The 25,861-nt window shown below is 65.2% G+C and carries 19 protein-coding genes and 1 tRNA gene; 7 read left to right on the plus strand and 13 right to left on the minus strand.

The window, feature by feature from the left end; genetic code table 11:
• Positions 1-2 precede the first annotated feature (2 nt).
• The 4 genes from VFW84_RS16050 to VFW84_RS16065 all read right to left on the minus strand — a co-directional run bounded on the left by VFW84_RS16050 (position 3) and on the right by VFW84_RS16065 (position 3,916).
• Positions 3-1,043 (minus strand): helix-turn-helix domain-containing protein, encoded by a 1,041-nt coding sequence (locus tag VFW84_RS16050; RefSeq protein ID WP_329681475.1) that lies wholly within the window; start codon positions 1,041-1,043, stop codon positions 3-5.
• A 115-nt stretch (positions 1,044-1,158) separates the two neighbouring features.
• Complete coding sequence (locus tag VFW84_RS16055) at positions 1,159-2,052, minus strand: metal-dependent hydrolase (RefSeq protein ID WP_329681476.1); 894 nt, start codon at positions 2,050-2,052, stop codon at positions 1,159-1,161.
• 186 nt (positions 2,053-2,238) lie between these two features.
• On the minus strand, positions 2,239-3,156 hold the full coding sequence (locus tag VFW84_RS16060; RefSeq protein WP_329681477.1) for a metal-dependent hydrolase: 918 nt from the start codon (positions 3,154-3,156) through the stop codon (positions 2,239-2,241).
• A 136-nt stretch (positions 3,157-3,292) separates the two neighbouring features.
• Positions 3,293-3,916 (minus strand): helix-turn-helix domain-containing protein, encoded by a 624-nt coding sequence (locus VFW84_RS16065; RefSeq protein WP_329681478.1) that lies wholly within the window; start codon positions 3,914-3,916, stop codon positions 3,293-3,295.
• Between the two features lie 180 nt (positions 3,917-4,096).
• On the opposite strand from VFW84_RS16065, the gene VFW84_RS16070 reads away from it, so the two are divergent.
• The 3 genes from VFW84_RS16070 to VFW84_RS16080 are packed head-to-tail and all read left to right on the plus strand — an operon-like array spanning position 4,097 to position 7,507.
• On the plus strand, positions 4,097-4,849 hold the full coding sequence (locus VFW84_RS16070; protein ID WP_329681479.1) for an acetoacetate decarboxylase family protein: 753 nt from the start codon (positions 4,097-4,099) through the stop codon (positions 4,847-4,849).
• Positions 4,850-4,859: 10 nt separating this feature from the next.
• Positions 4,860-6,425: an acyl-CoA dehydrogenase family protein gene (locus VFW84_RS16075; protein ID WP_329681480.1), complete on the plus strand. Its 1,566-nt coding sequence runs from the start codon at positions 4,860-4,862 to the stop codon at positions 6,423-6,425.
• A complete protein-coding gene (locus VFW84_RS16080; RefSeq protein WP_329681481.1) occupies positions 6,422-7,507 on the plus strand; it encodes an acyl-CoA dehydrogenase family protein in 1,086 nt (361 codons plus the stop codon). The genes VFW84_RS16075 and VFW84_RS16080 overlap by 4 nt, the downstream gene beginning before the upstream one ends.
• Before the next feature lie 4 nt (positions 7,508-7,511).
• On the opposite strand, the gene alaS is transcribed toward VFW84_RS16080, so the two are convergent.
• Positions 7,512-10,166, minus strand: coding sequence for an alanine--tRNA ligase (gene alaS, locus VFW84_RS16085; protein WP_329681482.1), 2,655 nt, complete (start codon positions 10,164-10,166; stop codon positions 7,512-7,514).
• 158 nt (positions 10,167-10,324) lie between these two features.
• Here alaS and VFW84_RS16090 point away from each other — a divergent pair, with 158 nt between their 5' ends.
• Positions 10,325-11,812, plus strand: a complete 1,488-nt coding sequence (locus VFW84_RS16090; protein ID WP_329681483.1) for an NAD-dependent succinate-semialdehyde dehydrogenase — start codon at positions 10,325-10,327, stop codon at positions 11,810-11,812.
• A 3-nt stretch (positions 11,813-11,815) separates the two neighbouring features.
• On the opposite strand, the gene dacB is transcribed toward VFW84_RS16090, so the two are convergent.
• Positions 11,816-13,246 carry a D-alanyl-D-alanine carboxypeptidase/D-alanyl-D-alanine endopeptidase gene (gene dacB / locus VFW84_RS16095; protein WP_329681484.1) on the minus strand — a complete coding sequence of 477 codons (1,431 nt, stop codon included), beginning with the start codon at positions 13,244-13,246 and terminating at the stop codon, positions 11,816-11,818.
• A gap of 138 nt (positions 13,247-13,384) precedes the next feature.
• Here dacB and VFW84_RS16100 point away from each other — a divergent pair, with 138 nt between their 5' ends.
• Positions 13,385-14,314, plus strand: coding sequence for an aspartyl/asparaginyl beta-hydroxylase domain-containing protein (locus tag VFW84_RS16100; RefSeq protein ID WP_329681485.1), 930 nt, complete (start codon positions 13,385-13,387; stop codon positions 14,312-14,314).
• A 10-nt stretch (positions 14,315-14,324) separates the two neighbouring features.
• Here VFW84_RS16100 and VFW84_RS16105 read toward each other — a convergent pair whose 3' ends face one another.
• The 6 genes from VFW84_RS16105 to VFW84_RS16130 all read right to left on the minus strand — a co-directional run bounded on the left by VFW84_RS16105 (position 14,325) and on the right by VFW84_RS16130 (position 20,014).
• Complete coding sequence (locus VFW84_RS16105) at positions 14,325-15,875, minus strand: methyl-accepting chemotaxis protein (RefSeq protein WP_329681486.1); 1,551 nt, start codon at positions 15,873-15,875, stop codon at positions 14,325-14,327.
• Positions 15,876-16,055: 180 nt separating this feature from the next.
• Positions 16,056-16,580 carry a MarR family transcriptional regulator gene (locus VFW84_RS16110; RefSeq protein ID WP_329681487.1) on the minus strand — a complete coding sequence of 175 codons (525 nt, stop codon included), beginning with the start codon at positions 16,578-16,580 and terminating at the stop codon, positions 16,056-16,058.
• A gap of 60 nt (positions 16,581-16,640) precedes the next feature.
• A tRNA-Pro gene (locus VFW84_RS16115) sits at positions 16,641-16,717 on the minus strand.
• A gap of 52 nt (positions 16,718-16,769) precedes the next feature.
• Entirely contained in the window at positions 16,770-17,531 is a 762-nt protein-coding gene (locus VFW84_RS16120) for an acetoacetate decarboxylase family protein (RefSeq protein ID WP_329681488.1), read from the minus strand.
• A gap of 12 nt (positions 17,532-17,543) precedes the next feature.
• Entirely contained in the window at positions 17,544-18,929 is a 1,386-nt protein-coding gene (locus VFW84_RS16125; protein WP_329681489.1) for an acyl-CoA dehydrogenase family protein, read from the minus strand.
• Complete coding sequence (locus VFW84_RS16130; protein ID WP_329681490.1) at positions 18,926-20,014, minus strand: acyl-CoA dehydrogenase family protein; 1,089 nt, start codon at positions 20,012-20,014, stop codon at positions 18,926-18,928. Before VFW84_RS16130 ends, VFW84_RS16125 begins: the two co-directional genes overlap by 4 nt.
• A gap of 130 nt (positions 20,015-20,144) precedes the next feature.
• On the opposite strand from VFW84_RS16130, the gene VFW84_RS16135 reads away from it, so the two are divergent.
• Positions 20,145-21,185 (plus strand): AraC family transcriptional regulator, encoded by a 1,041-nt coding sequence (locus tag VFW84_RS16135; RefSeq protein ID WP_329681491.1) that lies wholly within the window; start codon positions 20,145-20,147, stop codon positions 21,183-21,185.
• Between the two features lie 15 nt (positions 21,186-21,200).
• On the opposite strand, the gene hrpA is transcribed toward VFW84_RS16135, so the two are convergent.
• Positions 21,201-25,175 (minus strand): ATP-dependent RNA helicase HrpA, encoded by a 3,975-nt coding sequence (hrpA, locus tag VFW84_RS16140; protein ID WP_329681492.1) that lies wholly within the window; start codon positions 25,173-25,175, stop codon positions 21,201-21,203.
• Between the two features lie 34 nt (positions 25,176-25,209).
• Between hrpA and VFW84_RS16145 the strand changes: the two genes are divergently transcribed.
• Positions 25,210-25,861 (plus strand): amidase (locus tag VFW84_RS16145; RefSeq protein ID WP_329681493.1); only part of this gene is annotated, 652 nt, incomplete at its 3' end.

Genomic DNA, 25,861 nt, shown 5'->3' on the forward strand with positions numbered 1-25,861 from the left:
GATCAGCCCTGCTGCTCGCGCCAGGCCTTGGGCGTGGTGCCTTCCCAGCGTTTGAACGCGGCCGTGAAGGCGCGGCGGTCTGAAAAGCCCAGGCGCGCGCTGATGTCATCGATGGGCACATTGCCCTGCCGCAACCACTGGCAGGCCAGGCGATGGCGCATACGTGCCTGCACCAGCAGGTAGGTGCCCCCCTCTTCCTTCAGACGACGCTGCAGGGTACGGGCGTGCAGGTTCAGGCGCTCGGCCATGTCCTCGATGCCCAGGGCCAGCAGGGAGGGTTCGCGCGAGATGAGCTCTTCAATCTCGGCGGCAATGCCCTGACGGCGCACTTCCTTGTCCAGCCGTTGCTCGGCCAGGAACTGGGCCTGCTCATGCAAGGCAGGGAAGGCGCCTTCCAGAGGTTGATCCAGGATCGTGCGCTCGAACACCAGCGCATCGTGGGCTTGCCCGAACTTCACCGGCACACCGAAGAAGGGTTCGAACTGGTCGGCGAACGGCGAGTCCGACGCGGCCTTGAGGTGAACCTCCAGGATGCCCTGGTCACTGCCTTGCAGAGAGCGGCCAAACTTGCGCACACAGGCCATGATGGCGTGCGACACCAGGTGCAGCGGCAGGCCGAAGGCCTCCAGATTGGGGATCGGCACGTCAAAACCCATGGTGACCAGACCCCGATCCCCCACCTCGGTCAGATCGATCGTGATCCAGGGCAAGACCACCTTTCGGGCCATCTTGGCCACATTGATGGCATCGCGCAGCGTGGGGCTGGTGGTCAGCAGGGTTTCGAACTCGGGCAGGGATTCGAAGGCAAAGGTATCGCCCAGCACCAGCGGAAAATACTTGTTGGGCGACATCGCCACGCACTGCTCCAGCACGGAGACCAGTTGCAGCGGCGACACGCGCGCCTCTTCCAGCCGGATCAGATCGATGGTGATCCCGGCCTCTTTGAACAGGGGCTGGACATTGAAGCCGCACTTGGCGGCCGCCTTGATCCAGCTCGAGAGCATGAACATCGGGATGGGCTTGATGCCCAAGGCTTCCAGCATGGCTGGAGGAAGAGGAATACGCATAAACGAAATCGGCACACCCTCAGTGAGTGTGCCGAAGTCTAACCAACTATGGCGAGCATTGCCGCCCTAAGGGCAAGAGAAAAGCGAAGGATCAACGCAAGGCCAGGGCTTCACGCATGAGTTCGCTCGCCTCCACCGGGTCGCGATGGCGGTTGAAGGCGTTCAGCCACTGCTCGTAGCCGCGCTGCTCCGCGTCCTGCCAGGGGTGGTAGCCAGGCTTGAAATACGGGAAGAAGGGTTTGATCAGGGGGGCCAGCAAGCCCTTGCCGGGGCGCAGCACCCAGGCAATGCCCTTGATCATGATCTTGCGGCGCTGCCACCAGTTGAAACCATCCATCTTGAGCAGCTCGTCGGTGAAATAGTGGATGGTGGCCGGGAAGGTGTAGCACATGTGCAGCATGGCGCCAATGCGCTTGAAATAGCTCACCTTGGCGTAATCGCACATCACGTCATAGGCCACGCCCTTGTGCTCGACCTCTTCAATGGCATGCCAGGAGTACATGGCACGCACGCGGTGGTCCGCCTCTTTCATGACGTCACGCGCGTCGAACAGGGTGGCCGCGCCAATGGCGGTGAAGTGCTCCAGCGCGCAGGTGATGGCCAGCGTGTAATCGCGGCTGAACTTGTTGCGGTACACAGAGAACAGCAGGTGGTCGAGTTCCTTGATCAGGCGGTCCACGTCCATGCCCTGCGCACGCAGGCGGTCGTTGTACTGGTTGTGCACCAGGGTGTGCTGTGCCTCCTGGCGGTTGAAGCCCATGATGTCATCGATCAGCTTCTTGTCGGAGATCTTGCTGCGGAAATCGCGCACCGTGGTCATGAAGAACTTCTCGCCCGGCGGGAAGATCAGCGACAGCGCATCGAACAGGCGGGTCTTGAAGGGATCACCACCGAACCAGTACTTGGGAATGTCACGGTCATCCAGGTGGAAGTTAAGGCGCTCACGGGGAACGATGGGATGCTGTGCAGTATGTTGTTGGCTCATCTTGTCTCTCGGCACGTCGTTGTCCAATGACTCCAATGTAGAAAAATAACCCTGCTTTCAACAGGATGAGGGATGACAGCAAGGGTTCTGGCACGACAGGGTCGAGTCAGTAGTTTCCCTAGGCCATTCCGACACCATGAAAAAAGGCCCCGAAGGGCCTGTGAGGAGAGGGCAGACAAAACGTGATCAGAGTGCCAGCGCCGTGCGGGTCTGCTCGCTGGCCTTGACGGGATCGCCACTGGCATTGAAAGCCGCCAGCCACTGATCGTAGCCAGGCTGATCAACTTCCTGCCAGGGGTGATAACCGGGCTTGTAGTAGGTCCAATAGTGCTTGAGCATGGGCTGCAGCAGGCCACCGGGTTTGAACATCCACCACAGCCCCTTGGCCATCAGGCCCATGCGCTGCGTGAACGAGAAGCCGTCATGGATCATCAGGCGACGTTGCACCACGAAGATGGTGCGCGGGAACATGTAGGTCGAGTGCACCAGAGCCCACACGCGCTTGAAGTAGCCCACCTTGGCATAGTCTTCCATCACGTCGTAGGCGACACCCTTGTGCTCGACCTCTTCAATGGCATGCCAGGAGTACATGGCACGCACGCGGGGATCGGCACCCTTCATCACGTCACGCTTGTCGAACAGGCTGTGGGCAATGATGGAGGTGAAGTGCTCCAGGGCCGACGTGATGGCCAGGTTGTAGCCCGCGCTGTAGTTCTTGCGGTACTCAGTGTTGAGCATCTGGTCGACGTACTTGGTCAGCGAGTCGACATCCACGCCCTGGCGGCGCAGGCGGTCGTTGTCCTGACGGTGGACCATGCTGTGCTGGGCCTCCTGCAGGTTGAAATCCTTGATGTCCTGCAGCAGCTTGGGATCGCTGATGCGATCACGGTACTCACGAACGCAGTTCATGAAGTATTTCTCGCCGGGCGGGAAGATGATGGACAAGGCATCCCAGAAACGGGTCTTGAAGGCATCGCCGTCCATCCAGTACTTCGGGATGTCGCCATCCAGCTGGAATTGCAGATGCATGCGGGGCACGATCGGGTGAACGGCTGCAGGCTTGCCGGCATCGTTGGCGGTGTTCGCAGAATGGTTCTGTGACATCGTCAGTACCTCAGTTCGGTTGTGGAATGACACCACTGTAGGGTGTCCCGCCTGACTGCAACAGGATGCTACGTGACAAGAAGGGCGAGAACCCGACACCTTCACGCCAGTAAAAACCCTTGATCTGGGACAAATGTCACGCCATGCCGGCCATCAGCAGGCTCTGGGTGGTCAAGCAGAGCATGTCCACCATGTCGTCCTCAGAGGCCGAGGAAGGCGATGCCTGGCTCAGGCCATATTCGATGGTCAGCATGACCAGACCCGCGGCAATCAGGCGCTGACGTGCGGGCGGAATGCTCTGCGCCATGGGGATGAACCACGCGTCGCTCAGCAAATCAGCTTGCAAGGTATCGAGCAGTTCGCGGGCATGCCGCCCCAGTTCCGAGGCAGGCTTGTAGCGCTCGGAGAGAAACACCGTCAACAGATCCGCATGCTCGCGCACAGCCCGCAGTGACAAGCGATAGGCCTCACGCGACGCCAGCATCAGATCACCACTCTGGCGCAAGGGGGCTCGGGCCGCATGCAGGTCGGCGCGCACCGACAAAACGGTTTCCGTGGCCAGGCTGCGCAACAGGGCGTTCATGGATTCGAAATGAACATAGAAGGTGGGTTGCGCCACCCCGGCGGCCTGCGCCACCCGGGCCGTGCTCAAACCCGCCAGCCCGTCTTGCACCAGCAAGGACAACGCTCCCCGCATCAGGCGATGTCGTGTCAGAAGCTTGGCTTCCGCCCGACTGAGGGGGCGACTGGATGGGCTCATTTCAGCAATAGAGTCATTGGCAAATATCAGCCCCATTATCAAGGAATGCCCACAGCCCATGCAGGGATCGGCACGGCAGTTCAGAGGGATATTTCCAGAAAATTGACCTGCAACAAGGCAATGCATGCCCATGATCTCAACAATGATTTCACTGATAGATCAATTGTCGAAAGGACGATCATGGGCAATCGCTACCTTGAAAGCTTGCGCATCATGCGCGGCATGGGTCTGGGCAAATCCAACCTGTGGGATCACGCGCGGATGGTGTTTTGCGACATCCCCATCGACCCCGACAAGATCAAGGACTGGCTGCCCTTCCCGCTGCGCCTGGCCCGCCCCTACAAGGCCACGCTGTTCATCGCGGACTACCCGACCACCACCTTCGGTTGCGTCTACAAGGAGGCTGCCATCCTGGTGCATGCCCGGCTGTTCGGGCTGTTCCCGGTTCTGCACTGCCCGTGGATGGTGGTCGATTGCGATCAGGCCATGATCTGGGGACGCGAGATGCTGGGCTACCCCAAGAAAATGGCCCGGATCACCTTCGACGAGAAGCCCGACGGATCCTTCAGCGGCACGGTGGATCGGCGCGGACACCACTTGATGACGTTCGAGGGGCACGTGCGCGAGGCCCTGCCCCATCCGCCAGCGGGCATCGGGCGCATGCAGGTGAACATGCGCGGCCACCTGGCATTCCTGCCCGGGCACCTGCTGACCGTGCGCCCCAAGGAAACCATCCACGATGCGAACCGCATGGACCTGCGGGTCCAGTTGCACGACTCGCCGCTGGACCCCATCGGCATCCAGAGCGGCCCGGCCGAACAGGCCACGATTCGCACCTGCGATGTGGGCGGCGGACTGTTCCCACCGCCCATGCGCATCTGGCCGGTGAGCTGGGCACACATCATGCGGCTGGCTGCCTTGCGCACCCGCTGAGGGGAACGCCATGGCACCCACTGCGACAGCCCCTCTGGACGGTAACGTCAGCGCCCACCCGACGTCCTTCCTGGATGCCCGCATCTTCCACCACGGCACCCATGACAGCCTCGCCGACTGGTCCGCAGGCATCGCCGCCCTCACCGAGTTGCCCGCAGGTGTGCGTCGGGACATGGCCCTGGCCATCGAGCTGGGCCAGCGCTTCAACCGCGAGGTGGTGGCCCCCCTGGCGCTCACGCTGGACGCCCGCATCCAGGATGACCCCCAGCATCTGCCCTGGGAATTCATCGCTGAGGCCAACCGCTGGGGCCTGTTCACTCGCTGGCTGCCCAAAATGTTCGGCGGACATGGCTGGAACCTGGCGTCGATGTATGCCTTCGTCGAGGAGGTGTCCACCCAATGCGTGGGCCTGGCCAATGTGGTGGGCGTGCACTACCTGGGTGTCGCCACCCTGATGGCCACCTGGAACCTCCGCTTGGCGCGCCGGGTGTTTGCCGAGGTATGTGAGGGAGAGCGCTCGGGCCACCCTTGCCTGGTGTCCCTGGCCATCACCGAGCCCAACGCAGGCACCGATGTCGAAGAGACGGAACTGGTCGATCGGGCCCGCCTGGGCACCGTGGCCACCCCACGGGCCGAAGGCGGCTACCTCCTGCGAGGACGCAAGGTGTTCATCTCCAACGGCCATGTGTCGACATGGCACATGGTCATCGCCTACGAGGACCGGCGACACCCCGCCGACACCATGGTGGCCCTGGCGGTCCGCACGGGCGCCCCGGGTTTCACGTTCGGGGCGCAGGAGCACAAGGTGGGGCAAAGGGCCTGCGTGGCGTCCGAGCTGGTCTTTGACGACTGCCCGGTCCCGGCCGATCAGGTCGCCTTGAGCGCGGCACAATCGCGCCACCTGGGCCGAGCCCACCGCGACGTGGCGCAGACCATGATCGACTATGTGGTCTCGTCGACCCGGGCCGGCGTGGGCGCCTTCGCCACCGGGGTGGCCCGAGGCGTGTTCGAAGCCACCCGCGCGCAACTGGCGGCGCAAAGCTGCCGAGAGGGGCGCCTCATCGAGCAGCAGTGGGTGCAGACCACGCTGGCCGACATGGGTCGGCAGGCCGCCCTGGCCCGCCTGGCCTACATGGAGTCAGCGCTGGCCAACTGCCTGGGGGGCCTGTTCGCGCTTCTGTTCACAGCGCCGATCTACCACCTGGAGCGCTGGGTGCCCCGCGCATGGATGGCGCGCCTGAGCGCCCCCTGGCTGGACAACGCCACCTTGGTGCGATGGATGCAGCGGCGCCTGCTGCAACGCTACCCTGCCACCTGGCAGCACCTGACCTCGGGCCAGGCCTCGATGGCCAAAGTGGCCTGCAGCGATCTGGCCATGCACAACTGCGGTCTGGCGCTGGAGCTGCTGGGGATCGATGGCCTCACCCATGACAGCGGCATCGAAAAGCGCCTGCGCGACGCCAAGCTGCTACAGATCTACGAAGGCACCAACCAGCTCAACCGCATCAACCACTTCAAGTGCCTGCTCAGACCCGATGAGCGCGTGCGTGTCTTTGTGCGGGAGGAGACCCCATGATCGACTGGACCGACCCCAGCCTGAGCGACATCGAAGACGTGGCCGACCGGCTGTGCTCGGTGGCCTTGCAAGACCCGGCGCAGCGCCCACAGGCCATGGCCTGCATGGCCGAGATGGGCCTGCCCGGGCTGTGCGAACCGGAGTCGAGCGGCGGCATGGGCCTGGGCGCCGAAGCCCTGGCCCGCGTGCTGGCGCGCCTGGCACGACACGATGCAGGCCATGCCGCCCTGCTGTTCGCCCACAGTGCAGCCCAACTGGTGTGGCGCAGCGCTGGCGGTGCGGTGCCCGACACCGTCGCCACCTCGGGCTGGTGTGCCTGGCCCGGCTTTCATGACCTGGAGCGCCATGACTGGCCACGGCTACAACCCCACCAGCGCGTGTCCGGCACGCTCAGCGCCTGCCTACTGAGCCAGGCGGCCAGCGAGGTGGTGACGCCCGTCCGTTTGTCCGACGGACGCCTGGCCTGCGCACGCTTGCGCACGGACCAGCCCGGCGTCGAGCGGGGCGAGGCCCCTCGCTTCATGGGGCTGCGTGCCGCGCGCATCGGTGCCATGACCCTGCGCGACGTCTGCGCGATCGTGTCCGACCCTTTGCCTGAATCCACCGTATGGGCCCTGAATGCCCAGTTGAGCCTGCCCATCATGGCCATGCAGTGTGGACTGATGCAGGGCAGCCTAGAGACGGCCCAGCGCTATGCCCAGGAGCGACACCAGGGTGGCGGCCCCTTGCTGGGTTGGGGAGAAGTGCGCCGCCTGCTGGCCGTGCAAATCGAACGGCTGTCGATTGCGCAGGCCGCGCTGTCTGCCGGGCTGAGGGCCCTGGCCGGCCCCAGCGACAGCCTGCGCCAAGCCATCCAGTTGCGGGCGCTGCTCTTGCAGACTGGCCAACTCGCCACCGCCCTGAGCACCGATGGCGTGCAGTTGCTTGGGGGCAATGGGTATATGCAGGACTATGGCCAGGAGGCGCGGATGCGCGATGCCTGGCAGTTGCAAGGGCTGCTGGGGCCCGCAGCTCAGCGTCGGCAGGATCTGCTGAGCTGGCAGCTGCGTGCCCCGGGCCCCGAGTGGTCCGTAGCCGCCTGACGCATCAGAGGCGCTCGGCCACCCAGCCCTGCACGCTGGCCAGGGCCTGGGGCAGCCCGGCGGGCTCGGTGCCGCCGGCCATGGCCATGTCGGGCTTGCCGCCGCCCTTGCCGCCCACTTGCTGAGCGACAAAGTTGACCAGCTCACCGGCCTTGACCTTGCCCACGCTGTCGGCGGTCACGCCGGCGGCGATCTGGACCTTGCCGCCCTCCACCGCCGCCAGCACGATGGCCGCCGTCTTGAGCTTGTCCTTGAGCTTGTCCATGGTCTCGCGCAGGGTCTTGGCGTCCGCGCCTTCCAGCACGGCGGCCAGCACCTTGAGTCCCTTGACGTCCACGGCCTGGGCCATCAGCTCATCGCCCTGGCTGGAGGCCAGCTTGCCCTTGAGGGCGGCGATCTCTTTTTCCAGCGCGCGGATCTGGTCCTGTGCAGCGGCCACGCGGGCGGGCACATCGTGCGGCGTGGCCTTGAGCAAAGCCGCCACGCCCTTGAGCGTGGTTTCCAGGTTCTGGGTGTAGGCCAGTGCGTTGGCACCGGTGATGGCTTCGACACGGCGCACGCCGGCGGCCACACCGCCTTCGGCGACGATCTTGAACAGACCGATGTCACCGGTGCGCTGGACGTGGGTGCCGCCGCACAGTTCCTTGGACGAGCCGATGCTCAGCACGCGCACGGTCTCGCCGTACTTCTCGCCAAACAACATCATGGCGCCGGACTTCTGGGCGTCTTCCAGGGCCATGACCTGGGCTTGCGCATCGGCATTGGCCAGGATCTCGGCGTTGACCAGTTCTTCGACCTCGCGGATCTGCTCGTCGGTCATCGGCGCGTTGTGCGCAAAGTCGAAGCGGGTGCGGTCGGCCGTGACCTGCGAGCCCTTTTGCTGCACGTGGTCGCCCAGCACTTCGCGCAGGGCCTTGTGCATCAGGTGGGTGGCGCTGTGGTTGCGCACGGTGCGGGCGCGCACCTCGGCATCGACCTTGGCATTGAGCTTGTCGCCCACCGAGATGCTGCCTTCGACCACGCGGCCGTGGTGGCCGAACACATCGGCCTGGATCTTTTGGGTGTCTTCGACCACAAAGCGACTGGTGCCATTGCGCAGGTCACCACTGTCGCCACACTGGCCGCCGGATTCGGCGTAGAAGGGGGTGTGGTCCAGCACGATGACGGCGTCGTCGCCGGCGTTGGCCTGCTGCACGGCCGCGCCATCGACATAGATGGCCGTCACATTGGCCGCGTCGACCGTCAGGTGCTCGTAGCCGTGGAAGCCGGTGGGCACGCCGCTGTATTCCAGGCCGGCCGCCATCTTGAACTTGCCGGCGGCACGGGCCTGCTCACGCTGGTGGGCCATGGCGGCGTCAAAGCCTGCCTGGTCCACGGTCACATCGCGCTCGCGGCAGACGTCGGCCGTCAGGTCGACCGGGAAGCCATAGGTGTCATGCAGCTTGAACGCGGTCTCGCCATCGATCTGACGGGCCCCCGTGGCCAGGGCGCCTTCCAGGATCTCCATGCCATGGGCAATGGTCTGGAAGAAGCGCTCTTCTTCGGTCTTGAGCACATCGGTGATGCGCTTTTCGTTCTGGCGCAGTTCGGGGTAGGCCTCGCCCATCTGGGCCACCAGAGCGGCAACCAGCTTGTGGAAGAAGGGGGTGCGGGCGCCCAGCTTGTAGCCGTGGCGGATGGCGCGGCGGGTGATGCGGCGCAGCACATAGCCACGGCCTTCATTGCTGGGGATGACGCCATCGGCCACCGTGAAGGAGCAGGCGCGGATGTGATCGGCGATGACCTTGAGGCTTGGGCTGGTGGCATCGCAGCCCACGCCCTCGACGCCCGTGGCGACCGAAGCGCCACCGGCTGCATCCACCGCACCCTTGGCCGCCGCCAGCAGCGCCTGGAACAGGTCGATCTCGTAGTTGCTGTGCTTGCCCTGCAGCACGGTGGCAATGCGCTCCAGGCCCATGCCGGTGTCCACCGAAGGCTTGGGCAGCGGGTGCATCACGCCATCCTCAGACCGGTTGAACTGCATGAACACGTTGTTCCAGATCTCGATGTAGCGGTCACCGTCTTCATCGGGGCTGCCCGGAGGGCCGCCCGCGATCTCGGGGCCGTGGTCGTAGAAGATCTCGGTGCAGGGGCCGCAGGGGCCGGTGTCGCCCATCATCCAGAAGTTGTCGGACATGTAGCGGCCGCCCTTGTTGTCACCGATGCGCACGATGCGCTCGGCGGGCACGCCGACGATCTTGTTCCAGATCTCGTAGGCCTCGTCGTCCTCCTGGTAGACGGTGACCCACAGCTTTTCCTTGGGCAGCTTGAACTGCGTGGTCAGCAACTCCCAGGCGTACTGGATGGCGTCATGCTTGAAATAGTCCCCGAAGCTGAAATTGCCCAGCATCTCGAAGAAGGTGTGGTGGCGCGCGGTGTAGCCGACATTGTCCAGATCGTTGTGCTTGCCGCCGGCGCGGATGCACTTCTGCGAGGTGGTGGCGCGGCTGTATGGGCGCTTGTCAAAGCCCAGGAACACGTCCTTGAACTGGTTCATGCCCGCGTTGGTGAACAGCAGGGTCGGGTCGTCACCGGGCACCACAGGGCTGGACGCCACGATGGTGTGGCCCTTGGACTGGAAGAATTCCAGGAAGGTCTTGCGGATGTCGGCGGCTTTCATGGGGGTATTCCGGTTCTCTGTGTGACGCTGTCAGCGGGGCGCAGTGCACCCACCTCGCTGAGGGCATAGCCCTCGATTATAGGTTTCGAGGTGGCCTATGATGGCACTCCCCGAACAGCCCGTCGGGCGGACCCCACGGGCGCCACGCCGAGGACACCATGAACGCACTGACGTCGCCACTGGCCACCCTGCAAGATCCCACCCTGCTCAAGACCCAGGCCCTGATCAACGGGCAATGGGTGGACGCCGCGGATCGCTTCGATGTGACGGACCCGGCCACCGGCGCCGTGCTGGCCCAGGTGCCCAACCTGGGCGCCACCCAGACCGAGGCCGCCATTGCCGCCGCCAATGCCGCCTGGCCCGCCTGGAAGAGCCTGCCTGCCAAGGCCCGCGCGGCCATCATGATGAAGTGGTTCCATCTGCTGCACCAGCACGCCGATGACCTGGCCCGCATCATGACAGCCGAGCAAGGCAAGCCCCTGGCCGAGGCCAAGGGCGAGGTGGGCTACGGTGCCAGCTTCATCGAGTGGTTCGCCGAAGAATCGCGCCGCGTGTACGGCGAGACCGTGCCCACCACCGACCCGAGCAAGCGTTTCCTGGTGATCCAGCAGGCCATCGGCGTGTGCGCGGCCATCACGCCCTGGAACTTCCCCATCGCCATGATCACCCGCAAGGTGGCCCCGGCCCTGGCGGCCGGCTGTCCGGTCGTGATCAAACCGGCCGAAGCCACGCCCCTGTCGGCCCTGGCCGTGGCCGAACTGGCCCAGCGGGCCGGCATGCCGGCCGGCGTGCTCAACATCATCACCGCCGATGGCCAGCGCTCCATCGAGGTCGGCCAGGTGCTGTGCGCCAGCGACACGGTGCGCCACCTGTCCTTCACGGGCTCCACCGAGGTCGGCCGCATCCTCATGAAGCAATGCGCGCCCACGGTCAAGAAGCTGGGGCTGGAGTTGGGTGGCAATGCGCCCTTCATCGTCTTCGACGATGCCGACCTGGACGCCGCCGTCGAAGGCGCCATGATCAGCAAGTACCGCAACGCCGGGCAGACCTGCGTGTGCGCCAACCGCCTGCTGGTGCAAGAGGGTGTGTACGACGCCTTTGTCGAGAAACTGTCGGCCAAGGTGGCCGCCATGAAGGTGGGCAACGGCTTTGAGGCCGGTGTGACGCAAGGCCCACTGATTGACAGCGACGCCCTGGCCAAGGTCGAAGAACTGATGGGCGATGCCCTGGCCAAGGGTGCCAGGGTGGTGACCGGCGGCCGGCGCGCCCAGGTGGCAGGCGGCGCCTTTTACGAGCCCACCGTGCTGGCCCATGTGACGCGCGACATGCGCGTGGCCCGCGAAGAGATCTTCGGTCCGGTGGCGCCGGTCTTCTCGTTCAAGACCGAAGACGAGGCCATTGCCATGGCCAATGACACCGAGTTCGGCCTGGCCAGTTACTTCTACAGCCGTGACGTGGGCCGCATCTTCCGTGTGGGCGAAGCGCTGGAATACGGCATGGTGGGGGTCAACACCGGCCTGATCTCGACCTGCGAGGTGCCCTTTGGCGGCGTCAAGCAGTCCGGTCTGGGCCGCGAAGGCGCCCGCCATGGCATCGAGGACTACCTCGAAGTGAAGTACCTCTGCCTGGGTGGCCTGGACAAATAAGGATCACCCGTTGAGCATGACCCACTCGATGAACGCGTCGAGTGCGCCCAGCCCCTTGTCCGCCTTGGGGTCGTTGATGATGGCCGCGACCGCATAGGTGCGGCCGCTGCGCCCCTTGACATAACCGGCCAGGGAACGGGCGCCCACCAGCGTGCCCGTCTTGAGATGGGCTTGGCCACGGACATCGGGGGCCTTGAATCGGGTGCTCAAGGTGCCGTCCTCGCCCGCCACGGGCAGGGACTGAAACACGTCTTGCGCATGGGGCCCATGCCAGGCCTTGCGCAGCAATTGCACCAGCACATCGGCCCGACCTCGCTCGGCATGTGACAGCCCGGAGCCGTTGTCGATCACCAGATCGTCCTGCGCCAGGCCTTGCCGCACCAGCCACTGATTCATGCGCTTGCGGGCCTCGGCCAGGGTGGCAGGCCGGGATGGGAAGCCCTTGGCCATCGACAGCATCATGTGGCGCGCCAGCAGGTTGTTGCTCCACTTGTTCATGTCGCGCAGCAGGGAGTTCAGCGGTGCCGAGTCGTGCGCGGCAAAGGGCTTGAGCCCTCTGGGCAACTCGGGCATGACGTAGGCATGGGCGCCCTGGATCACCTCTCCGGAGAGCAAGCCACCCGCGTCGCGCCAGGCCGCCGCCAGGGCCAGCGGCGTGAAGCGGCTGCCTGGCAAGGTGGCCACCACGATCCTGGCGGGGCCGCAGCCCGGCGCCCACTCTCCTTGCACCAGCAAACGGGCCGGCGGGTTGAACTCTTCAAATGCCACCGACACCGGTGCACGCAGGGCACTGCATTTGCGCCGGCTGACCTGCAACTGATTGAAGATGCTCACCCCTTCCAGACGCGGCCGGTAAGACAGGACCGGGCCCAGCGGGCTGCTGGCGATCTCCACCGTGATCACCCCCTCATCCACGGTCAGGGCATCCGGCCAGGCATGGTGAGGGTTCTCCGGCGTGGGCACGGGTGTGTTGACATGGTCGGACGCCTGGGTCTTGAACAAGGCCCGATTGACGAGGATGTTGCCGCGGATCTCGCGCAGGCCCTTGGACTGCATCTTGGTGAACCAGCGCTGCAGATCCTTGCTCGACAGCCGCGCATCGCCACCGCCCACGATGAGCAGATCGCCCTGCAAGACCCCATCACGCAAGGGGCCCAGCAGATAGGCCTTGGTCTGCCAGCGATAGCGCGGCCCCAGCACGTCCAGTGCGGCCAGGCTGGTGACCAACTTGGTGGTCGACGCCAGGGTCAGAGCCCGGCTTTCATTGTGGGAAAACAGCGGCGCCTCGCCGTCGTCCACGTTCTGCGCCATCAGGCTGACGCCCTGCGCGGCGATGCCGGCACGGCCCAGGGCCTGAAACACCTCGTCCGGCGCCGCACGGGCCGGCATCAGCCAGCCCCCCAACCACAACACCAGCGCAACAAGCCTCAACACAGTCCACACACCGCCACTCGGGCGCCCAAGCACAAACCATCGACTCTACTCTGGCAAGACCTGCGCGAGCAATCCCGCGAATCGCGGGCCGGGCGACCTGGGAGACAATACGCGGTTGATTCCGCCCAAGCCACCACCATGAACCTGCTGGACCACATCTGGCCCCTGGCGCCTCGCCACTGGGTGCTCCTGACCTTCATCGCCGCCGCCCTGCACGCGCACTTTCGGGGCAAGGTGCGCTTTGGCTTGCTGCGTGCGCTGACGGACTTCACGGTGCTGATCGCCCCGTTCAATTCGCTGATGGTGCTGTTTTCCAAGGTGGGCACCCAGCCCTACGTGGACCCGGCTAAGTTCCCCGAACTCAAGGTGCTGCAGGCCCATTGGCAAGAGATCCGCGAAGAGGCCCTGCGCCTGGACGACCAGGGCAGCATCAAGGCTGCCAGCACCTACAACGACATCGGCTTCAACTCCTTCTTCCGCACAGGCTGGAAGCGCTTTTACCTCAAGTGGTATGGCGGTGATCTGCCTTCTGCCAAGCAGATGTGCCCACGCACGGTGGAGTTGCTCAACCAGATCCCCGGCATCAAGGCGGCCATGTTTGCCTCGCTGCCACCGGGCGCCCGCCTGGTGCGTCACCGCGACCCCTATGCTGGCTCGCTGCGCTACCACATGGGCCTGATCACGCCCAACGATCCGGCCTGCTTCATCGACGTGGATGGTCAGCGCTACCACTGGCGCGATGGCGAGGTCGTGATGTTCGACGAGACCTACATCCACTACGCCGAGAACACCACCGACCAGCCCCGCATCATCCTGTTCGCCGATGTGGAGCGCCCGGTCTATACCCCGGTGGTGCGCTGGATCAACAAGATCTTTGCCTCGCTGGTGATGACGGCCGCCGCCACGCAGAACGTCGAGGGTGAGCCGGTGGGCGGGCTCAACAAGTTCTTCTACTACGCCTACCAGGTGCGCCTCAAGGGCAAGGCCCTCAAGGCACGCAACAAAACCGCGTACTACGTGGGCAAGTGGGCCCTGATCGGCCTGCTGATCTGGGCGCTGTTCTTCTGACGCCCAGGCCTCAGGCCGGGGTCAACCTGAAACGCGACACCACCTGAACCAGGCGCTGGGCCTGTGAGCGCAAGCTCTCGGCGGCTGCCGCCGTTTCTTCCACCAGGGTGGCGTTTTGCTGCGTGGCGCTGTCCATGGTGTGGACGGCCTGCGTGGCGTCCACCAGCCCCGAGGACTGCAACTCAGACGCCCGGGTGATCTGCTCCACCAGGCCGCTGACCTGGCCGATGCATTCCACAATGTCATGCATGGTGCTGCGGGCGCTCTCCACCTGATCCGCCCCCACGGCCACCCGTGTGACGGAGTCGCCAATCAGGGTCTTGATCTCGCGGGCGGCCTGCGAGGTGCGCTGGGCCAGCGAGCGCACCTCACTGGCCACCACCGCAAAGCCTTTGCCCTCCTCCCCGGCCCGGGCCGCTTCGACGGCGGCATTGAGTGCCAGGATGTTGGTCTGGAAGGCAATGCCATCGATGACAGAGATGATGTCGGCAATGCGGCTGGCGCTCTCTCGGATGCCGTTCATGGTCTGGACCACCCCTGTCATGGCCTCGCCCCCGCGGTGTGCCACGTCGCAGGCATGGCGCGCGACCTGGGTGGCCTGCCGTGCGTCGGTGGTGGTCTGGTGCAAGGTTCCCCCCAGATCCTGCATGGAGGCCGATGTCTGTTGCAGCGATGAGGCCTGTGACTCCGTGCGCTCGGAGAGGTCGATATTGCCCTGCGCGATCTGGCTGGAGGCCGCAGACACCTCCTCCGCCTGGCTGCGCACCTCGTCGACCAACTGCCGCAGCTGATGGCTCATCTGCGCCATCTCGCCCAGCACACTGTGGCGCAAGGACGGCGCCATCGAGGGCGTTGCGCTCAGGTCACCCTCGGCGATGGCCTGAGCGATCCTGACGGCTTCCATGGGCTCGCCGCCCAGCGTTCGCCAGAGGTAACGCGCAAAGAGGATCAGACCGGACGTCAAGGCCAGGGTGACGGCCAGCGACATCCACAGCACGCGCTGACGAACCTGTACCACGGCCTGATCGCTGCGCTGCCGGGCCATCTGGGTCTGCTGCCCGATGGCATCACCCAGATCTCCCAGGGATCTCTCCAGGGCTTCAAAGCGTTGCTCGAAGCTGGGCAGACGGGCATGGGCCTGCGCGGCATCGGTGCTGGCCAGTTGCACCAGGGTTCGGGCCTCTTCGCTGTAGGCCTTGGCCACAGGCTCGACCGCCCTCGCGCGCTGCCGCACGTCCTCGGGCAACACCTGCTCGCGAACCCCCGCCAAATCCTGCTCCAGGCGGCTCACCGCCTGCGCCAGCAACTGGCGCGCATCGGCCACATCCGCCTGACGTCCTTCGCGGGCATGTAGCACCGCGCGGTACACCTGGGCCTGGATGCCCTCGTGCATCATGTCCGCGTTCATGCTCAGGTGCAGCGCCGCAGCGGCCGAGGCGCTGTTGTGCACCTCATCATCGACGGCATTGACCCCATGGAGCCCGGAGAGGGCCAGCAACCAGATCAGGGACACATTGGAGATGGCAAACACAGCCATCAGGGTGCGAGTACTGAGGGTCATCAACTGCAACTTCCGAACAACACGACCAATCGGCCATGCCTCGCACATCGTTCAAGAGGGGCGTGTCCTGCACCACTTGAGAAACATCAAGGCACGCAATGCATGCATCATGCAACGGCAGTTGTGACAATGAGAATCAGAAATGACGGCTTGAGACCGCCCAGATCTGGGCCGCCCTGATCAGAGCTGTGGCGGCTGGAAACCTGCCACGCGCGCCAGCAGCGAGACCAGTTGCTGCTGCTCCTGCGGGCTCAGACACTGCGCCACGCGCTGGTCCTGCGCCACCACGGCCTGGATGATGGCCGGCAGGTCTTGTTCGCCCTTGGGGGTCAGCTCCAGCCCCAGGGCACGGCGATCCGTGGGCGACGGCACGCGCACGACATAGCCCAGGTCTTCAAGGGAATTGATCAGTGCCACCGCCCCCGAGCGGGCGATGCCCAGCACATTGGCCAGCTCGGTGAGCTTGAGGCTGGGGTTGCGAGAGATGATCACCAGCGCAGAAAAACGCGGCGGGGTGATGTTCCAGGAGGCCAGCGATTCGACGAAATGCTCGTACTGGACGATCTGCGCACGACGCACCGTGTAGCCGATCAGACCATCGAGCACACCGTAATCAATGCCTGGCACCTTCGGGTTGAAGTGCCCTTCAGGAGCCGGTGGCAAGTAGATCTCCGGTTTGGCTTTGGATGGTCGTTGAGCTGGCATCGTCGACGACAGCTCAAAGCAGGGGCATCAGGCGCCTTGCCACAGGCTGTCAAAGAATGATGGTCGGGGCGGTGGGATTCGAACTCACGACCCTCTGCTCCCAAAGCAGATGCGCTACCAGGCTGCGCTACGCCCCGACGAAGCATCGATTATACGATGCGAAACCGTGCAAAGCGCACCACACCGCCATCAAATCACCGGCGAGCCCACAGGCAGGATGGCCTGCATCCCCAAAATGCTCTGCACCATCAGGGGCTTGGCGCCGTGCAGACCCAGGGCACGCAAGCGCGCACTCAAGGGATGATCGCCCCCGCCATCGCATTGCAGCGTGACCTGGCCACCCAGCGCGTGCCTCATCCGGCCACGCGTGTTGATCACCGTGCGCCACAGTTGCCCCTTGAACAGGGTGTAGGTCATCAGGTTGGGTGCGCACCAGGGCACCCCCGGCCCCGCGCGACCGGAGAGCCGGCACAGCAACTCACGACCGTCCTCGCTGCGCACGGCGCAATCCAGATCCCGATCCCGCAACTGGAAGTCAATGGGCACGATGATCTTGGGGTAGCCCCAGCAGTCATGCCCTGCGGCATGCGCTGCGGCCGTGGTGACGGGCAGATCCGCCACATACATGCCGGGCAAGGCCGAACGGCGCCAATGCCAGGCCGCCGTGTCCCGGAAGCGCCCCTTCACAGGGTGGGCGGCCACCGCCACACCCATCTCGTTGTAAGGCCCCACCGACGTGTCCACGTAGCCGAAGAACGCCACGGTCACCAGGCCCTGGCCAGGGCGCAGGGTCACCGCCTGCAGCTCGGGCGGCAGCACGGCCTGAGCCTTGGCCTCGTCCACCAGGAAGGAGGCGAACACGGCGCCCGCGTTGTAGTAGAGGATGGGCAACTCGACCGGACCGACGCGTGTCGGCCATGTCTGCCTGGCCATGTCGAAATAACTGCTCATAGGAGGGTGTCCTTACACACTGATGTGGATGGGCTCGCCGGCCATGCGGGCCAGCAGCAAGGGTTGCATGTCCTCGATGAGGCCAAGGCGGTTGATCTGGTTGGTGCCTTCGAAGATGCGGGTCAGGCGGATGTCACGCAGCAGCTTTTCCATGCCGGCGCCCTGACGAGCGCCCTGCTCGGCCATGAGGTTCATGCCCATCTCGCAGATCGCCTGAGCACGGTCCGTGGCCAGGAACTTGCTGATGCAGGCACCGGATTGCCGGGGCTGCATGCCCCCACTGGCGTGCTGCCAGAGCAGCGAGCGGATCGCCCGCGTTTCTGCCACCATCTGCGCCAGTTGCAGTTGCACCTCTTGATAGGACAGGAGGTGCCTGCCGCCCAGGCGGGTGTCCATGGCATGCACCAGCGCCAGCTCGCAGGCCCGGCGGGCGATGCCCACGGCCATGGCGGCCACCGGATAGCGCGAGGCATTGAGGGTGGCGCGGTTGAGGGCCCAGCCCTTGCGCAAGCCACCGATCACGTCCGCGTCGGGGACAAAGGCATCGTCCAAGGTCAGTTCGGCAGCGCTGCTGGCACGCATGCCCATCTTCAGTTCGGTGCGGCGGGCATGCATGCCCGGGTTGCTGGCGTCGACCATGAAACAGGTCCAGGATTCGAAGCCCTCCCCTTCCAGTGCGGCGAACACGGCCACCTTGCGCGCCACATCCCCGCCACTGATGTAGCACTTCTGGCCGGAGATTCGAAAGCCACCGGGCACGGCCTTGGCCACCACGCGGGGGCGGTTGGTCATGGCGCCATGGCCATCCTCCACATCGCTGCCTGCCGTGGGCTCGGTGATGGCATACGCAAACAGATGCGGGCGCCCTTGCTGAAAATCCAGATGCATGGGGCGGATGAAGCGCCACATGGCTTTCACATCGCCACTCAGCAACACGGGCGCCAGGCCCAGATGGTGTGCGCTCAACAGCAGCATCTGCCCCGCACAGACCGCGGCCATCTCTTCGACCTGGATGGCCATGCGGTAGGCCGGCGAAAAGCGCAGGTCCCACAGCGATGCCGAGCCCATCGGCGCCGGAACGGTATTGGCCATGAGCCCCTCCCGCCCGGCCTCGATCAGCAACTGCCGCGCCACCGGATGCAAGGTGCCCGGCGCCGGGTGCTCTGTCTCATCGAGCAGGCGCACATGGGGCGCCATGTGGGTTTGCGCAAAGTGGCGCACGCGTCGGCGCAGATGCCCCAGTGCGGCGGGCAGGCTGGCCGTGTCCATGTCCCAGAGATCGGCTGGGCGATAGTGCGTCAGCGTGCGTCCCAGGGCGTTGAGCTCCCCGATCCGCAGCAGGGGGTTGAGCGCGTGCAGCGGCGACACATGCCCTTCGAGGTGCTCCAGGGTGCTCATGCCGTGCCCTCCCATGCAGCCGACATCAAAGGCATGTCCAGGGCACTGCCACTTTGCTGACGCAGGTGGTTCACATCCCGCCATCGCTTTTCGATCCCGGTGTCACGCATATAGCCCAGGCCCCCGAAGGTCTGCATGGCCGCGTTGGCCGCCACGCCCAGTCCCTCATGCAGGCGGTTGCGCGCCCTGAGCAGATCGACAAAACCCGCCTCCGTCAGCGATTGGGCCGCCAGCACGGTGCGCACATCCGTCAGGGCCGACTGCATGTCGGCCTGCATGATCTGTACGGCAGGATGGCCCGCAATGAGGCCCCCACCTTGATGACGCATGGCGCTGAACTGTCCGGCCATGTCCATCATCTGCTGGACACAGCCTTGCTGGATGGCCAGCAGGCCCAACCATTCGCGATGCCAGATCTCACGCGACAAGACACGGGCGCGATCGGCCGACACGGCCAGGCGTCGGGCGTGGCGGACCGCAAACGCCCCGTCATGCAGTTCATCGAGGCCGTGTCCTGGCGAGACGGCCTGCACCGCGCCCTCCAGCCACTGCCAGCCCAGCACGCCCTGAGTGAACACAGGCACCAGCAACACACGTGCCTGCGCATGCATGACGCCGCTGCAGGTTCGCTGCGGATCAAAGACATCGCCGAGCAAGGTGTCGTCCACAGGGCGACCGCTCCACCAGTTGGCCAACTCGCCCCGGCCTATGCCGTGGCGCCCATGCAGGCTCAGGCAGAGATGCGCATCGTCTGACACGGGCTCGCCCAACTGCCTCAGCAGATGGAGCGCCAGCGCCGATCGATGCACGCTCAGCGCCAGAGAAGCGCTGACCCTGGCCAGCGAGCCGATATTGCGCAAGGTCAAGGCCAGATGGGACGCTTCTTCGCATCCTTCCCACAGGCCGCAACCCGACTCATCGGCGAGACCGACAAATCCTTGATCTACCAACAGCTTCAGTGCCTGCATGAACTGATCGGGCCCGCAGACACGCTCCGGGCGTGCGAACATTCCCTCAGCCAGATCTCGGCACAGGTGCTGCAAACTGTCGTCGATCATGACGATGTCGTCATCGCTCAGTGGCATGCTTGCTCCTTGTGGTCATGAACAAACCCATGCTAGGTGGCCCGGGATCAGATGGGCATGCTGTGAGCGGTCAAGCTACTGATCGATCTGGCCATTTCGCCGCTTTGTTGTCTCTGGCTATCAAGATGTCATGAACGCCCACTTGCTTCGCGTGTCCACCATGTCGGTCTACCCTCTGCTGCAATGCGCGCAGGACGAAGGCCTGCCCCTCGAGCCGCTGCTGGCGGGCACCACCCAGACCGAAGCCACGCTGCGCGATCCGAACCGGGACATGCCCTTCAGCCAGGAGCTGATCGTGGTGCGCAACTACCTGCGCCTGACGCGCGAGAGCGTCCCGGGCCTGCGGGCCAGTGCCTTCTATCACTACAACAGCTTTGGCACGCTGGGGGCAGCCCTGGTGAGCCACCCCGATATGCTGGAGGCCTGCCGCTTCCTGGCCCGCTATGTGGAGCTGACCTTCACGCCCTTTCGGGTGCTGATGGAGGAAGCCGGCGAGCAGGTGAACGCCCGCTACATCGACTGCATCGACCTGGGCGATTGCCGGGAGTTCTACCTGATGCGGGATCTGGCCTTCATCCGCAACCTCAGCAAGGAGGCGGGTGCCGACGACTGGGCCACGCTGGTGGATGCCATGGAGATCGCCATGCCCGCCCCCGCCGATCTGGGCACCGTAGAGGCCTTCTTTGGTTGGCCCCTGCACTTTGACGCTGCGGACACGCGCATCATCGCTCGCAAGGCCGCCCTCCTGCGGCCACTGCGGCTGGCCAACCCCATCACGCTGAGGATCATGCAGGAGCAATGCGACACCCAGTTGCTCAAGCGCCAGCACAACCCCTGGTCACGACAGGTAGAGAACCTGCTTCTGAGCAGCCATCCCATGCCGGATTTGCGCACGGTGGCAGAGCGCCTGCATTGCGCGGAGCGCACCCTGCGGCGGCGCCTGCAGGCCGAGTCATGCACCTTTCAGGATCTGGTTTCGCAGATCCAGCAGCAGCGCGCCATCCACCACCTGCGCCACACCCACCTGCCCATCGAGGTGATCGCCGAGCGCCTGGGTTACAGCGAAACGGCAGCCTTCGCGCACGCTTTCAAGCGCTGGACAGGCCAGACACCATCGACCTTCCGCCAGCACAGCCGCCAGGCTCAGACGGATGGCGCCCCCGCGTCTTGATCGGCGCGCGGCCGATCAAGACGCCATCTGGGTCCAGACCTTCTCCAGCCGCTTGATGCTGACGGGCTGCGGCGTGCGCAGTTCCTGTGCAAACAAGCTGACCCGCAGCTCTTCCAGCAGCCAGCGGAACTCATCCAGTCGGGCATCGTGCGTGCCCTTGAGCTCGGCCAGACGGCGGGTGTAGCGCTGATCCAGCGGGCGCAGCTCGCTCAGGCGCTGGGCATCGCGCGCCGGATCGCCCTTGAGCTTGTCCAGCCGCAGGGTGATGGCCTTGAGGTAGCGCGAGAAGTGCTGCAGTTGGGCGTAAGGTGTCTGCACCACGAAACGCTTGGGCATCAGGCGCTGCAACTGCGCCGCGATGTCATCGGCCACGTCCTTGGGCGGGCGAGCGTCCTTGAGCTTGCGGATGGCTGCGGCGTAATCGATCAGGATGCCCGCGGCCAGGCGAGCCACCTCCTGCGCAATCAGGTTCAGGCGGGTGCGCCCCTCTTCCACCCGCGCCTTGAAGGTGGCGGCATCGGTGGGCAGCGGGTCGGACAGGTAGGCGCGGTCCAGGGCCACATCGATGATCTGATCGCGCAACTCGTCGGCCGTACCCAGGCTCATGTAGGCCATGGCCATCTTCTGCAGATCGGGGATGTTCTTCTCAAGGTACTTGAGCGGCTCGCGGATCTGCAGCGCGATCAGGCGGCGTAGGCCCACGCGGTGCTTGCTGGCGGCCACATCGGGCTCGTCGAACACCTCGATCTCGACATGGCTGCCCTTGTCGACCAGCGCCGGGAAGCCGATCAGGGTGTGGCCACCACGCTGGATCTCCATCAATTCTGGCAACTCACCGAAGGTCCAGTCGGTCAGGAGCTGCACCGCCGTGATGCGGGAGGGCGGCGCCTCCTTGGGCACGCGCTGCGGGCCGCTGCGCTGCGAGGCAGCCCCATCTGAGCGCCCTTGCGCCCCGCCATCGGCAGCCTGCGCCTGAGGTGCTGCCCTGTCGCCGACCTGGGCGGGCCCGCCCTCGACCACCTGCTGCGCCTTGAGCGCTGCCAGGGCCTGGAAGGCCCCCCGCGCCAATGAGCCCAGTTCGGCCTTGAGCGCGGGCAGGTTGCGCCCCATGCCCAACTGGCGTCCATGCTCATCCACCACGCGGTAGTTCATGAACAGATGGGGCTGCAGGGTATCGAGCTTGAAGTCGGCCCGTTTGACATCGAGTTGCGTGCGGTCACGCACCGCCTTGAGCAGCACGTCCATCAGCCCGCCCTGCGCAAAGGGGGCCGTCTCGACAAAGGATTCGACATAGTCCGGCAGGGGCACCAGGCGGGCGCGCGGCTTCTGGTGCAGGCTCTTGACCAGGGCCAGCACTTTGTCCTTGAGCATGCCGGGCACCAGCCATTCACCGCGCTCGTCGCCCACCTGGTTGAGGGCAAAGATGGGCACGGTCACGGTGACACCGTCGCGCGGATCACCCGGTGAGTGCAGGTAGGTGGCCGCGCAGTCCACGCCGCCCAGGCGGATGAACTTGGGAAAGGCCGCACTGGTGATGCCGGCCGCCTCGTGGCGCATCAGCTCTTCACGGCTGAGGTAGAGCAGCTTGGGGTTCTCGCGGCTGGCATGCTTGTACCAGCGCTCGAAGCTGTAGCCGCTCATCACCTCGGGCGGGATCTGGGCGTCATAGAAGGCGTGGATCAACTCGTCGTCGACCAGCACATCCTGGCGCCGAGACTTGTGCTCCAGTTGCTCGACCTGGGCAATCAGCTTGCGGTTGTGCGCCAGGAAGGGCAGGCGCGTCTCCCACTCCTGGCCGACCAGGGCCTCGCGGATGAAGATCTCGCGGGCCTCCTTGGGATCGACCAGGCCGAAGTTGACCCGCTTGTTGCTGTAGACCACCAGGCCGTACAAGGTGGCGCGCTCCAGGGCCACGACCTCCGCGGCCTTCTTTTCCCAATGGGGTTCCAGCAACTGCTTCTTGAGCAGGTGGCCGCCCATCTGCACCAGCCAGGGCTGCTCGATGTTGGCAATGCCTCGCCCGAACAGGCGGGTGGTTTCAACCAGCTCGGCCGCCAGGATCCAGCGCCCGGGCTTCTTGCTGAGGTTGGCGCCGGGGTGCTTGTAGAACTTGATGCCGCGCGCGCCCAGGTACCAGTCCTCATCGTCACTCTTGCAGCCGATGTTGCCCAGCAGGCCCGACAACAGCGACAGATGCACCTGCTCGTAGGTGGCCGGGCTGCCATTGAGGCGCCAGCTGTGTTCAGCCACCACCGTGTGCAGTTGGGTGTAGACATCCCGCCATTCGCGCACGCGGCGAGGGTTGATGAAGTGGTCGCGCAGCAGTTGCTCGTACTTGCGGTGGCTGAGCTTGTGCTTCTCGGGCTGCCCGGGTTCGTGGTGTCCATGACCGCCACGCGAGTCGTCCAGCCACTTCCACAGCTTGAGCGTGCCCATGAACTCCGAGCGCTCGTCATCGAACTGCTTGTGCTTGGTGTCGGCCTGCTGTTGCTGGTCGATGGGCCGGTCGCGCACATCCTGCACGCTCAAGGAGGCCGCGATCACCAGCACCTCGGCCAGGGCCTCGCGGTCCTTGGCCTCCAGGATCATGCGGCCCACGCGCGGGTCCAGCGGCAAGCGGGCCAGGTCCATGCCCAGCTTGGTGATCTCGTTGTTGTCGTCCACCGCGCCCAGCTCGTTGAGCAACTGGTAGCCGTCGGCAATGGCCTTGCGCAGCGGCGGTTCGATGAAGGGAAAGTCATCGACCAGCCCCAGATGCAGTGACTTCATGCGCAGGATCACCCCGGCCAGGGACGAGCGCAGGATTTCCGGATCCGTGAAGCGCGGGCGGGCGTTGAAATCCTTCTCGTCATAGAGCCGGATGCAGATGCCGTTGGCCACCCGGCCGCATCGCCCGGCCCGCTGGTTGGCCGCCGCCTGGCTGATCGGCTCGATCTGCAACTGCTCGACCTTGTTGCGGAAACTGTAGCGCTTGACCCGCGCCTGACCGGAGTCGATCACATAGCGGATGCCCGGCACCGTCAGCGAGGTTTCAGCCACGTTGGTGGCCAGCACAATGCGCCGCCCGCCCCCGGTCTTGAAGACCTCGTCCTGCTCTTGCTGGCTCAGGCGCGCGAACAGCGGCAGGATGGTGGCCGTGACGCGGTGGTGGGCGAAGTGCTTGCGCAGGTGGTCGGCCGCCTCGCGGATCTCGCGCTCGCCAGGCAGAAAGACCAGGATGTCGCCACTGCCCTCACGCCAGAGTTCGTCGGCCGCATCGGTGATGGCCTCGTTGAGGCCGTATTCGCGGCTTTCTTCAAAAGGGCGGTAACGCTGCTCGACCGGGAACAGGCGGCCCGACACCATGATGACCGGCGCCGGCCCCTTGGCACTGGCGAAGTGCTGCGCAAAGCGGTCCGCATCGATCGTGGCCGAGGTCACGATGATCTTGAGGTCCGGCCGGCGCGGCAGCAACTGGCGCAGATAGCCCAGCAGGAAGTCGATGTTGAGGCTGCGCTCGTGCGCCTCGTCGATGATGATGGTGTCGTAGGCGCGCAGATCCGGGTCGCCCTGAGTCTCGGCCAGCAAGATGCCGTCGGTCATCAGCTTGACGGAGGCGCCTGGCTGCAGCCGGTCCTGGAAGCGCACCTTGTAGCCCACCACCTCGCCCAAGGGCGTGTTGAGCTCCTCGGCGATGCGCTTGGCCACACTGGAGGCCGCGATCCGGCGCGGCTGCGTGTGGCCGATCAGCTTGGGCCGCAGGTGCCGGGGCGCCTGGGGATCCCGCACGGCGCCCCAGCCCCCGCGTCCCATCGTCAAGGCGATCTTGGGCAACTGCGTGGTCTTGCCCGAGCCTGTTTCGCCGCACACGATGATGACCTGGTGCTCACGCAGGGCGGCTTCGATCTCATCGCGTTTACCGGACACCGGCAGCGACTCAGGGAAAGTGATAGGGGGCAATGACGACACGGGGGCGATGACCAGCGGGGTGGCAGACAGAGAATCCGACATTATCCAAGCCAGCACACTGACCAAGGAAGTTTCGATGAAGTTTGCCGACTACCGCCAGCACGATGCCCTGGGTCTGGCCCAACTGGTGCGCAGCAAGCAGGTGCACCCGCGCGAGCTGCTGCAACTGGCCATCGACCGTGCAAACCAGACCGATCCGCAGATCACGGCCCTGACGCGGCGCCTGGACGACATGGCCAGAACGCGCTGCGAACAGCCCTTTGACCACGCCAGCCCCTTCATGGGCGTGCCCTTCATCATCAAGGACCTGTTCCAGGACATCCAGGGCGTGCCGTCGACCTGCGGCAGCGCGGCCATGGCCGACGTCTCGATCACAGACACCAGCGACGTGGTGCGCCGCTGGCAGGCTGCCGGTCTGGTCATCTTCGGCAAGAGCAAGACGCCGGAGTTCGGCGCCCGCAACGTGACCGAACCCACCGCCTTCGGGCCCGCGCGCAACCCCTGGGACACCACCCGCACGCCGGGGGGATCGTCCGGCGGATCGGCCGCGCTCGTCGCCGCAGGCGTGGTGCCCGTGGCCGGCGCCAACGACGGTGGCGGCTCGATCCGCATCCCGGCCGCGGCCTGCGGCCTGTTCGGGCTGAAGGCGGGGCGTGGACGCATCCCGATCGGCCCCGGCTTTGCCGAGGGGATGTTCGGTGCCGCCGTTCAAGGGGTCGTGTCGCGCA

It is taken from the genome of Aquabacterium sp. (genome assembly GCF_036279655.1).
Lineage (GTDB): Bacteria > Pseudomonadota > Gammaproteobacteria > Burkholderiales > Burkholderiaceae_C > Aquabacterium.

Bases quoted from the DNA above. Each gene is read 5' to 3' on its own strand.
- VFW84_RS16050 (WP_329681475.1), bottom strand. From the start codon at position 1,043: ATGCTGGAAGCCTTGGGCATCAAGCCCATCCCGATGTTCATGCTCTCG.
- VFW84_RS16055 (WP_329681476.1), bottom strand. From the start codon at position 2,052: ATGAGCCAACAACATACTGCACAGCATCCCATCGTTCCCCGTGAGCGC.
- VFW84_RS16060 (WP_329681477.1), bottom strand. From the start codon at position 3,156: ATGTCACAGAACCATTCTGCGAACACCGCCAACGATGCCGGCAAGCCT.
- VFW84_RS16065 (WP_329681478.1), bottom strand. From the start codon at position 3,916: ATGAGCCCATCCAGTCGCCCCCTCAGTCGGGCGGAAGCCAAGCTTCTG.
- VFW84_RS16070 (WP_329681479.1), top strand. From the start codon at position 4,097: ATGGGCAATCGCTACCTTGAAAGCTTGCGCATCATGCGCGGCATGGGT.
- VFW84_RS16075 (WP_329681480.1), top strand. From the start codon at position 4,860: ATGGCACCCACTGCGACAGCCCCTCTGGACGGTAACGTCAGCGCCCAC.
- VFW84_RS16080 (WP_329681481.1), top strand. From the start codon at position 6,422: ATGATCGACTGGACCGACCCCAGCCTGAGCGACATCGAAGACGTGGCC.
- alaS (WP_329681482.1), bottom strand. From the start codon at position 10,166: ATGAAAGCCGCCGACATCCGCAAGACCTTCCTGGAATTCTTCCAGTCC.
- VFW84_RS16090 (WP_329681483.1), top strand. From the start codon at position 10,325: ATGAACGCACTGACGTCGCCACTGGCCACCCTGCAAGATCCCACCCTG.
- VFW84_RS16100 (WP_329681485.1), top strand. From the start codon at position 13,385: ATGAACCTGCTGGACCACATCTGGCCCCTGGCGCCTCGCCACTGGGTG.
- VFW84_RS16105 (WP_329681486.1), bottom strand. From the start codon at position 15,875: ATGACCCTCAGTACTCGCACCCTGATGGCTGTGTTTGCCATCTCCAAT.
- VFW84_RS16110 (WP_329681487.1), bottom strand. From the start codon at position 16,580: ATGCCAGCTCAACGACCATCCAAAGCCAAACCGGAGATCTACTTGCCA.
- VFW84_RS16120 (WP_329681488.1), bottom strand. From the start codon at position 17,531: ATGAGCAGTTATTTCGACATGGCCAGGCAGACATGGCCGACACGCGTC.
- VFW84_RS16125 (WP_329681489.1), bottom strand. From the start codon at position 18,929: ATGAGCACCCTGGAGCACCTCGAAGGGCATGTGTCGCCGCTGCACGCG.
- VFW84_RS16130 (WP_329681490.1), bottom strand. From the start codon at position 20,014: ATGCCACTGAGCGATGACGACATCGTCATGATCGACGACAGTTTGCAG.
- VFW84_RS16135 (WP_329681491.1), top strand. From the start codon at position 20,145: ATGAACGCCCACTTGCTTCGCGTGTCCACCATGTCGGTCTACCCTCTG.
- hrpA (WP_329681492.1), bottom strand. From the start codon at position 25,175: ATGTCGGATTCTCTGTCTGCCACCCCGCTGGTCATCGCCCCCGTGTCG.